The following is a 9,192-nucleotide window of genomic DNA, read 5'->3' on the forward strand; positions in this document are numbered from 1 at the left end:
GGTAGCTCTGATCAGCGTCGATTCCCTCGCCAGCCCACCACCGGCAACTCGAACTTGGCCACGAGCGTGTCCGTGAACGGACGGGGCGACAGACGGACCAGGCGGACCGGCAGCTGACCCCGTTCGACGGTCACGGTCGAGCCGGGCGGCAGGTCCCAGGTCCGGCGGCCGTCGCAGCAGAGCACCGCAAAGGACGTGTACGGGTCGACCGTCAGCACGAACGTCGACGTCGGTGCGGTCACGAGCGGCTTGCTGAACAGCGCGTGCGCACTGATCGGGACCAGCAGCAGCGCCTCGACCTCGGGCCAGACCACCGGTCCACCGGCGGAGAACGCGTACGCCGTCGACCCGGTGGGTGTGGCGCAAACCACACCGTCACAGCCGTACCGGGACAGGGGGCGGCCGTCCACGTCGACGAGCAGTTCGAGCATCTGCGCCCGCTGCCCCTTCTCCACGGTGACCTCGTTGAGGGCCCAGGACTCGGCGATGAGGCGGCCGTCGTACTCCGCGCGGACGTCCAGCGTGAGCCGCTCGTCCACGGTGTACTCGCCGGCCACCACGTCCGCGACGGCCTGATCGATGTGATCGATCTCGGCCTCGGCGAGGAAGCCCACCTTGCCCAGGTTGATGCCGAGCAGTGGCGCCTTCACCGGGCGGGCCAGCTCGGCCGCGCGCAGGAACGTGCCGTCGCCGCCGAGCGCCATCACGATCTCGACGCCCTCGGCCGCGTCCGGGTCGTCGACCGGCAGGACCCCCTCGGGGAGGTCCAGATCGGCGACCTCGTCGGCGATCACCCGCACCTCGAAGCCGGCCGCGAGCAGGTCCAGCGACACCGCGCGGGCGTGCTGGGTGCTCTGCCGGCGGCCGGTGTGCGTCACCAGCAGGGCCGAGCGGGTCATTTCTCCTCCTTGAGCTGGGTCCCGGGACCGGCCTCGACCACGGCCTCGATCTTCTCCCGGTCCGCCGGCGGTGCGTCCCGCCGGAACCACACGAAGAACTCCACGTTCCCGCTCGGGCCCGGCAACGGGCTCGCGGTGACGTCCACGACACCCAGCCCGAGCTCCGCGGCCGCGGCGGCGACGTCCAGCACGGCCTCGGCGCGCAGCCGCCAGTCGCGGACCACGCCACCCGTACCGACGCGCTCCTTGCCGACCTCGAACTGTGGCTTCACCATCAGCGCGAGGTCGCCGTCGGGCGCGGTGCAGGCGGCGAGCGCGGGCAGCACGAGCCGCAGCGAGATGAAGGACAGGTCGGCCACGGTGAGATCGACCGGGCCGCCGATCGCCTCGGGCGTCAGCGTGCGGACGTTGGTGCGCTCCTGCACCACGACCCGCTCGTTCGTCCGGATCGGCCAGGCGAGCTGGCCGTACCCGACGTCGACGGCCACCACCTGCCGGGCTCCGGCACGCAGCAGCACGTCGGTGAAGCCGCCGGTGGAGGCGCCGGCGTCCAGGCAGCGGCGTCCCTCGACGGCCAGTCGCCCGAAGCCGTTCAGCGCGCCGGCCAGCTTGTGGCCGCCGCGTGACACGTACTCGGTCTGCGGATCCTCCCCGGTCACCACGATCGGGTCGGCCGGGTCCACCATGGCGGCCACCTTCCCGGCGACGGTGCCCCGGACCTGCACCCGGCCGTCCGCGACGAGCGCGGCGGCCTGTTCCCGGGAACGAGCAAGCTTGCGGCGGACGAGCTCAGCGTCCAGTCGCGCACGGCGGGCCATAAAGATCCTTTTAGCGTACGGGTCTCAGCGGTCGATGCTCGCCAGAGTTTCCTGGAGCACCTGATGCGCGGCCTCGTACTCGGCAATCTGCTCAGCCGGCGCCAGCCGCGCGGCGTTGGCGAGCGACCGTAGCACCGCGTCAACCGCCGGGTGCCCGGTGTCCTCCCCGTTCCACGCCTCCCCGTGCCCGCCCGCGCCAGGCTCGTGATCGGCCGGGGACGTGCCCTGCTGCGCGCCGGGTGCGGGTGCGGGGCGGTAGGCGGGCGGCGGTCCCGGCCGGAAGCCGCCGGGCGGCGGTCCCGGCCGGAAGCCGCCGGGCGGCGGTCCCGGGCGCGGGCCGGGCTGCGGCGAGTGTGGGAACGTCACGAGCTCACGCCTCCGGGGACTCGGTGCCGGTGGTGCCCGCCGCCTTGCGCGGCGCCGCCTTGCGCGGCGCCGCCTTACGAGGTGCTGCCTTACGAGGTGCCGCCTTGCGAGGTGCCGCCGCCTTCTTCTCGGGGGCTGCCGTTCCGGCGGCTGCCGTCTTGCGCGGCGCCCGCTTGCTCGGCGCGCTCGTCCCCGGGGTAGCCGGCGTCGTAGGGGGCAGCTCAGTCGCTGCGGCGGCCGCCGTCACCGGGGCCACCGGCGGGGCCGTGGTCCCGGCGGGTGCCGTCTGGTCCAGGGCGGGTGCCGTCTTCTTCGCCGGGGTCCGCTTGGCCACCGTCGCCTTCTTTACCGGCGTGCCCGTGGTCTTCGCCGGCGTCTGCCTGGCCGCCACCTTCTTGACCGCGACCTTCCTGGCCGGCTCGGGTGCGGTCACCCCGGCGGTCTCGGCGGCCGGGCCGGCCGCCGCGGCGTTGCCCTGCGGCACGGCCGGAGCGGTGCCGGCTGCCGGCATCGCGTTCGGCTTGGCCTTGACGGCCTTCTTGGCCACCGCCTTCTTCACCGGCCGCGGCGCCGGCGCCGGCTTGTCCAGCCGCGTCCCGCCGGTCCCCGACGCGCTCTCCGCCGCCGTGGCGCGGGCCTGCGCCTCGCGCAGCTGCCGTTCCAGATCGTGTACGCGTGTGGTCAGGTCCGACACCTCGTCCGCGGTGGCGAGTCCCACCCGTCCGAGCGCGCGGTCCACCTCGTAGCGGACGATGTTCGTCAACGCCTCACGGTTCGCCACTCCGGCCGAGACCAGGTCCTCCACCAGGCCCTGCAGCTGCGCTGCCGTGGCACCGCCCTTGCTGAGCAGCTCACCGGCCACCTGCTGCGCCTTCTTGCGGGGTGCTTCCGTCAACCCGAGTGCCAAATCCAGATACGCACGCCATGCATCCGTCATGATCTCGCCTCCTCTCGCCGTGTCGGGTGCCACGCTACCGGGCACCCCTAACAAGTTCCTGGGGTACCGTGCTGGTGTCGTGAGGGAGGGTGCGAATGGCCACCGTGGACGAGTGCCGCCAGGCGTTGCACGATCTGGCCGCCAAGCTCGCCGCGAACGCGGACGCGCAGGGCAGGCTCGACCTGGACCGGACGCTCGCCTGCCGGGTCACGGACCTGGAGACGGCGTTCCACGGGCGGCTGACCGGCGGCCGGCTGATCGACATCGCCGACGGCGACGACCCCCGGGCGAAGATCGCGTTGATCGCGACGAGCGACAACCTGATCGCGCTGGTCCAGGGCCGGCTGGACGTCACACGGGCCATCGCCGCCCGGCAGATCACCGTCAAGGCCAACCCGTTCGACCTGCTCAAGCTCCGCAAGCTCCTCTGATCGCACCCACTGCGCCCTGAGGTACGGGAGCGGCGGTGCAATCGTTCAGGAGCCCTGCGCGGAGAGCTTCTGCAGCCCGGCGAGCACCTGGTCGGCGGCCGCGGTCGCGTTCGAGAGCTGCATGGTGACCTCGGCGAGCACCGCGGCCTGTTCCTCCACCGAGGACGCGATGTTGAGCTGCAGGTCGTGGATGCCGTCGACCGCGCCGGTGGTGGACGCGAACGTCTGCGCCACGTCGTCGGTCTCCGCCACGATCGCGGTGATCACCTGATTGACCTTCTCGACCGAGGAGGCGGTCTCCCGGGCCAGGTCCTTGACCTCGCCGGCCACCACCGCGAAGCCCTTGCCGAGTTCACCCGCACGGGCGGCCTCGATCGTGGCGTTCAGCGCGAGCAGGTTCGTCTGTTCGGCCAGCGAGGCGATGATCGCGTTGACGTCGGCGATCTCGCTGACCGACTGCTCCAGTTTGCGTACCTTCTCGCCCGCCGACGCCGCCGCGTCCTTGCCGTCCGAGGCCGTGCTCGCGGCCGCGGCCGAGCGGGACGCGATGTCCTGCACCGACGCGGTGAGCGCCGCCAGTTCGCGGTCGACGGCGGCCACGGCCGAGATCGCGGCGTGCGCCTCCGAGCTGATCCCGGCCACGTCCGCGGTGAGTCGCCGAGCGTTCTCCGCGGTCTCCTCCGAACGCAACCGCAGATCCTCGGCGGCCCGCTCCTGCGCCTCGTGCTCGGCCTGCTCCACCTCCCGCCGGGCCTGGTCGGCCTGACGTGACAGTTCCTCGTTCTCCCGTTCCGCCTGCTCCGCGAAGTGCCAGAACACGATGATGCCGACCACCTCGAGCGTGAGCAGCCCGGCGTGCACGACGACCATCCCGAGCGCCGCCGCGAAGCCCATGTGGTGCTCACCGAACACCCGCTCCGGCTGGATCAGGCCCAGGACCGCGTGGTGGACCACCACGACGCCGATCGCCGACGCGAGCGGCGCCCACTGCTGGTACAGCGCCACGAAGATCAGTACCGCGTACAGATGGATGTGGGTTGCCATCTCGCCGCCGGTGAGCTCGATGGCGATCAGCGTGCACGCGATCAATCCGACGCTGACGTGTGAAGCCTTCGCTTTCGGGGAAGGCAGCACCGGCCCGACCGCGGCCCACGCCGCGACCGCCAGCGAGAGGAGGACCGCTTCCCACGGTGCCCGGGGCCCGAGGATCCCGATCACCAGGAACACCGGCGCGTGGAACCAGAGCAGCCGGCTCACGATGCGGTGCCGTGCCCGCCATGACGCCTCGGACAACCGTGCGCCCCGTGGAAGTGTCAGCGAACTCACACTCCCCTGATCGACCGCGAACGCGCAGCCTTGACCTTTGTCGCGCAGAAGGCGTAACGGACGGGGTTCCGCCCGCCTTCGGTGCGACGATGGGATGAGGGAACCACGAGGCCGGCAGTCCGGCCGGCCTGGCACCTGGGAGGGATCATGAATCGTCCCCGCCCCGGCCACCCGCGCATCGACGACACGGTGACCGCCGCGAACCTGCACGAACGCGCCGAGCAGGTTTCTGTACCCGACTTCGACTGGATGTCCGGTCCGGTCATGGCCTTCGTCGACGGCCTCCTGCACATCGACCCGGACGCCCCGCTACCTCGTCGCCGCCACTACACGCCGCCGGCCAGGCCCACGAGCGAGGGCAACCCCACGACGCCGCTCATCGACGACGCCGCCCAGCACGGAGGCCACATGCTGGCCGACATCACCAGGATCCGTCCGCGCCGCTGACGTGGTCTCAGAGGTTCCAGGAGCTCAGCAGACGGGTGGCTTCGGGTGACCCGCCGGTCAGTGCCGACGGTGAAACTCCGTCCCAGGTGACGCCGCACAGGAGGCGTAACGCGTCTACCGGGTCGCCGGAGCCGTCCAGGGTCGCGCGGCCGCCGTCGCGGGTGACGCGCCAGCCGATGGCCGGTGAGCCCGGGGCCGGGAGTCGGGCGTCCTCAGCGGGGCGGAACAGGGCGGAGAGGTCGGTGGCCACGTAGGTGGGGCGGCGGTCTGGTGGGGCGGCCAGCAGGTCGGCCGGGCCGCTTACGCCGGTCAGGACGAGCAGGCTCGGCATGCCGGCGGTTACGGCGCCCTGGATGTCGGTGTCGAGGCGGTCGCCGACGACCAAGGGGCGTTCGGATCCGGAGAGCTTGGCGGCGGCGGTGAAGATGCCGGGCTGGGGCTTGCCGACCACGACGTCGGGGTCGCGGTCCAGGGCGGTGCGCAGTACCGCGATCAGCGAGCCGTTGCCGGGCAGCGGGCCGCGAGGGCTGGGCAAGGTGCGGTCGGTGTTGGTGGCGAACCAGGTGGCACCGGCCCGGACGGCGAGGGCCGCTTCGGCGAGGGCTTTCCAGCCGACCTCCGGGCCGTACCCCTGAACCACCGCGACCGGGGCGTCCTCGGCCGAGAGAACCGGGTCGAGGCCCGCTTCACGGACCTCGTCGCGCAGGGCGTCCGCGCCGACCACCAGCACCGGCGAGCCGGCCGGGAGCCGCTCGGCCAGCAGGGCCGCGGCGGCGCCGGCCGAGGTGAGGACCTCGGCCGGCTCCGCACTGACACCCATGCCGGTGAGCAACGCGGCGACGTCGGCGGCGCGGCGGGACGCGTTGTTTGTCGCGTACGCCACGGTGACGCCATCGGCGCGCAGCCGCTCGACAGCCTCCGCGGCGCCCGCGATCGGCTTGTCGATCAGGTAGACGACGCCGTCCAGGTCGAAGATGACCAGGTCGTAGCCGCCTACCAGATGGTCGGTCATGCCTGCGGCCGCTCGTCCTCCGGCCGGCCGACGAACTCGTCCCGCGGCTTCTCCGCCGAGTCGGCAACCCCGCCGGTCCGCCCCTCGGCGCCACCGGCCGGAGCCGGCTCCTCCTCGGAGCCGGTCACACCGTCGGTGACCTGCGGGGCGTCGAGGCCGTCGGAGTTGACGTCGGTGCCGGCCAGCCGGGCACGCTCGTCCTCCAGGTCGAGGTCGTCCTCGTCGTAGTCGTCCTCGTCGAAGTCGTCCTCGTCACCGTCGTCCAAGCCGCCCTCACCGAGCGCCGCCCCCTCCTCGTAGTCGTCCTCGTCGTAGTCGTCCTCGCTGCGACCGCGGGGCGACTCGTCGTCGTCCTCGTCGTCGTCCTCGTTGAGACTGCGGGGCGACTCGTCGTCCTCGTCGTCCTCGTCGCGGTCTGACTCTGCGGAGTCGGTCGGGGCCGTCTCGTCGTCGTCCTCGTCGAGGTCGTCGCCCTCGATGGAGACGCCGTCGAGTTCGAGGAGGCGCTCGGCCGCGTCGGTGAGCTGGTCCTCGTCGGCCGCGGCGGCGCGTGAGAACCACTCCCGGGCCTCGTCGCGGCGGTCGGCCGCGAGCAGGGCGTCGGCGTAGGCGTAGCGCAGCCGGGCCGTCCAGTCGGCCTGCTCGTCCGCGGTCAGCTCGCGCACCTGCAGCATCGCCACAGCGGCGTCGTGCTGACCGAGGTCGCCGCGAGCGCCGGCCGCCACGATCAGCAGTTCGATCGCGCCGCCCTTCTCCAGCTTCGCGACGTCGGCGCCACGGAACAGGTCGATGGCACGCTCCGGACGTCCCAGCGCGCGCTCGCAGTCGGCCAGCTCGGCCAGGTGCGTCTGCTTGCCGGTCATCCGGTGGTAGGTACGCAACTCGGCGATGGCCGTCGTCCAGTCGCCGGCAGCGTATGCCGCCAGGCCGACCGCCTCACGCACCACCGAGATCCGCGACGCCAGCCGGCGGGCGGCGATCGCGTGCTGCAGCGCCAGCTCGGAGTCGTCGTCGATGATCTGGCCGGCGGCGACCAGGTGACGGGCCACCTTGTCGGCGACGTCGCGGGCGAGGCTCACGAGTTCGTCGCGTACCTCCTGGTCGAGGTCGGTCGCGACGACGTCCTCGGGGATGTCGGGCGACTGGAATGCCTGCTGGCCGTCGTCGGTCGCCGCGCTGTCACCACGGAAGCCACCGCGGTCCCGGCTGTCGCCGCCCCGGTCACGGTCGCCACGGAAGCCACCCCGGTCGTCACGGAAGCCCCCACGGTCACGGTCGCCACCGCCCTGGTAGCCGCCCCGGTCACGGTCGCCACCACGGTAACCACCGCGGTCGCCGCCACCCTGGTAACCACCACGGTCCCGGTCGCCACCGCCCTGGTAGCCACCGCGGTCACGGTCGCCGCCACGGTAACCGCCCCGGTCGCCGCCACCCTGGTAACCACCACGGTCACGGTCGCCTCCGCGGAACCCGCCGCGGTCGCCCTGGGGACGGTCGCCGCCACGGAACCCGCTGCCGCCCTGGTAGCCGCCACGGTCGCCCTGCGGGCGGTCGCCACGGGGGCGGTCGTTGAACGGACGGTCGCCGCGCGGGCGGTCACCGAACGAACGGTCGGTCCGCTCGCGGTCGCCACGGTAGCCGCCACCCTGGGGACGGTCGCCGCCGCGGAATCCGCCGCGGTCGCCACCCTGGAAGCTCTCCCGGGGGCCACCCTGCGGACGGTCGCCACGGAAGCCGCCACGGTCACGGTCGCCGCCCTGGTAACCACCGCGGTCACGGTCGCCACCGCCCTGGTAGCCACCACGGTCACGGTCGCCGCCACGGTAACCGCCCCGGTCGCCGCCACCCTGGTAACCACCACGGTCACGGTCGCCACCGCGGAACCCGCCGCGGTCACCCTGGGGACGATCGCCACCACGGTAACCACCGCGGTCGCCGCCGCCCTGGTAACCACCACGGTCACGGTCGCCACCGCGGAACCCGCCGCGGTCACCCTGCGGACGATCGCCACCACGGAATCCACCGCGGTCGCCGCCGCCCTGGTAACCGCCACGGTCGCGGTCACCGCCACGGAACCCGCCGCGGTCACCCTGGGGACGATCGCCACCACGGTAACCACCGCGGTCGCCGCCACCCTGGTAACCACCACGGTCACGGTCGCCACCGCGGAACCCGCCGCCCTGGGAGCCGCCACGGTCGTCACGGCGGAAGCCGCCACGGTCGCCGCCGCCCTGGTAACCGCCACGGTCGCGGTCACCGCCACGGAACCCGCCGCGGTCACCCTGGGGACGATCGCCGCCACGGTAACCACCGCGGTCGCCGCCACCCTGGTAACCACCACGGTCACGGTCACCGCCACGGAAGCCGCCACCCTGGGAGCCGCCACGCTCGACTCCGCGTGAGCCGCCACCCTGGTAACCGCCACGGTCGTCGCGGCGGAAGCCGCCACGGTCGCCGCCACGATCACGGTCGCCCTGGTAACCGCCGCGCGAGCCGCCACGGTCACCGCCGCCCTGGTAGCCACCACGGTCACGGTCGCCACCACGGAACCCGCCGCGGTCGCCACCACGGTCACGGTCGCCGCCACGGAAGCCGCCGCGGTCGCCGCCACGGGAGCCGCCGGCCTGGTAGCCACCACGGTCACCGTCCCGGCCGCGGGCGGGGCGCCGGTCGTCGTCGCGGTTGCTGGAGCCGCCGTCCTGCGGTCCTGTACTCACGGATCATTCCTTCCAGTACGGCGGCGGGCCCTCGGCCCGGGTGGCCTTGCCTCGACACACGCTGTTCTCGATACACAAAGTTACTAGGGGACTCGCTCATAAACGCAGTCGAGGGCCGACCCCGTGGTGGGGCGGCCCTCGACCGTTCACGTTGAGTCCGGCGGCGTCCTACTCTCCCACACCCTCCCGAGTGCAGTACCATCGGCGCTGGCGGGCTTAGCTACCGGGTTCGGAATGTG

At 72.9% G+C, this 9,192-nt stretch carries 10 protein-coding genes; 3 read left to right on the top strand and 7 right to left on the bottom strand.

The window, feature by feature from the left end; all coding sequences use genetic code 11:
* Positions 1–11 precede the first annotated feature (11 nt).
* From AB0M02_RS18650 to AB0M02_RS18665, 4 genes are read right to left on the bottom strand one after another with little or no spacing between them, the layout of a single operon-like run.
* Complete coding sequence (locus tag AB0M02_RS18650) at positions 12–899, bottom strand: NAD kinase (RefSeq protein ID WP_364228264.1); 888 nt, start codon at positions 897–899, stop codon at positions 12–14.
* Positions 896–1,717: a TlyA family RNA methyltransferase gene (locus tag AB0M02_RS18655; RefSeq protein ID WP_364228265.1), complete on the bottom strand. Its 822-nt coding sequence runs from the start codon at positions 1,715–1,717 to the stop codon at positions 896–898. The genes AB0M02_RS18650 and AB0M02_RS18655 overlap by 4 nt, the downstream gene beginning before the upstream one ends.
* 24 nt (positions 1,718–1,741) lie before the next feature.
* On the bottom strand, positions 1,742–2,083 hold the full coding sequence (locus tag AB0M02_RS18660; protein ID WP_364228267.1) for a hypothetical protein: 342 nt from the start codon (positions 2,081–2,083) through the stop codon (positions 1,742–1,744).
* Between the two features lie 4 nt (positions 2,084–2,087).
* On the bottom strand, positions 2,088–3,020 hold the full coding sequence (locus AB0M02_RS18665; RefSeq protein ID WP_364228268.1) for a hypothetical protein: 933 nt from the start codon (positions 3,018–3,020) through the stop codon (positions 2,088–2,090).
* 95 nt (positions 3,021–3,115) lie between these two features.
* Between AB0M02_RS18665 and AB0M02_RS18670 the strand changes: the two genes are divergently transcribed.
* The gene (locus AB0M02_RS18670) at positions 3,116–3,451 is read left to right on the top strand and encodes an SCP2 sterol-binding domain-containing protein (protein ID WP_364228269.1); all 336 of its coding nucleotides are present in this window, start codon (positions 3,116–3,118) and stop codon (positions 3,449–3,451) included.
* Between the two features lie 45 nt (positions 3,452–3,496).
* Here AB0M02_RS18670 and AB0M02_RS18675 read toward each other — a convergent pair whose 3' ends face one another.
* Entirely contained in the window at positions 3,497–4,744 is a 1,248-nt protein-coding gene (locus tag AB0M02_RS18675; RefSeq protein WP_364228271.1) for a methyl-accepting chemotaxis protein, read from the bottom strand.
* A gap of 180 nt (positions 4,745–4,924) precedes the next feature.
* Between AB0M02_RS18675 and AB0M02_RS18680 the strand changes: the two genes are divergently transcribed.
* The gene (locus AB0M02_RS18680; RefSeq protein WP_364228273.1) at positions 4,925–5,224 is read left to right on the top strand and encodes a hypothetical protein; all 300 of its coding nucleotides are present in this window, start codon (positions 4,925–4,927) and stop codon (positions 5,222–5,224) included.
* A 7-nt stretch (positions 5,225–5,231) separates the two neighbouring features.
* On the opposite strand, the gene AB0M02_RS18685 is transcribed toward AB0M02_RS18680, so the two are convergent.
* Both AB0M02_RS18685 and AB0M02_RS18690 read right to left on the bottom strand, forming a co-directional pair.
* Positions 5,232–6,236, bottom strand: a complete 1,005-nt coding sequence (locus AB0M02_RS18685) for an HAD-IIA family hydrolase (RefSeq protein WP_364228275.1) — start codon at positions 6,234–6,236, stop codon at positions 5,232–5,234.
* Complete coding sequence (locus tag AB0M02_RS18690) at positions 6,233–7,315, bottom strand: hypothetical protein (protein WP_364228277.1); 1,083 nt, start codon at positions 7,313–7,315, stop codon at positions 6,233–6,235. Before AB0M02_RS18690 ends, AB0M02_RS18685 begins: the two co-directional genes overlap by 4 nt.
* Here AB0M02_RS18690 and AB0M02_RS18695 point away from each other — a divergent pair.
* Complete coding sequence (locus AB0M02_RS18695) at positions 7,274–8,638, top strand: hypothetical protein (RefSeq protein ID WP_364228279.1); 1,365 nt, start codon at positions 7,274–7,276, stop codon at positions 8,636–8,638. The genes AB0M02_RS18690 and AB0M02_RS18695 overlap by 42 nt on opposite strands.
* Positions 8,639–9,192: the final 554 nt, after the last annotated feature.

The organism is Actinoplanes sp. NPDC051861 (assembly GCF_040681145.1).
GTDB lineage: Bacteria > Actinomycetota > Actinomycetes > Mycobacteriales > Micromonosporaceae > Actinoplanes.

Excerpts from the sequence above, each read along its gene's own strand:
- AB0M02_RS18670 (WP_364228269.1), top strand. The coding sequence starts at position 3,116 with ATGGCCACCGTGGACGAGTGCCGCCAGGCGTTGCACGATCTGGCCGCC.
- AB0M02_RS18650 (WP_364228264.1), bottom strand. The coding sequence starts at position 899 with ATGACCCGCTCGGCCCTGCTGGTGACGCACACCGGCCGCCGGCAGAGC.
- AB0M02_RS18665 (WP_364228268.1), bottom strand. The coding sequence starts at position 3,020 with ATGACGGATGCATGGCGTGCGTATCTGGATTTGGCACTCGGGTTGACG.
- AB0M02_RS18685 (WP_364228275.1), bottom strand. The coding sequence starts at position 6,236 with ATGACCGACCATCTGGTAGGCGGCTACGACCTGGTCATCTTCGACCTG.
- AB0M02_RS18680 (WP_364228273.1), top strand. The coding sequence starts at position 4,925 with ATGAATCGTCCCCGCCCCGGCCACCCGCGCATCGACGACACGGTGACC.
- AB0M02_RS18655 (WP_364228265.1), bottom strand. The coding sequence starts at position 1,717 with ATGGCCCGCCGTGCGCGACTGGACGCTGAGCTCGTCCGCCGCAAGCTT.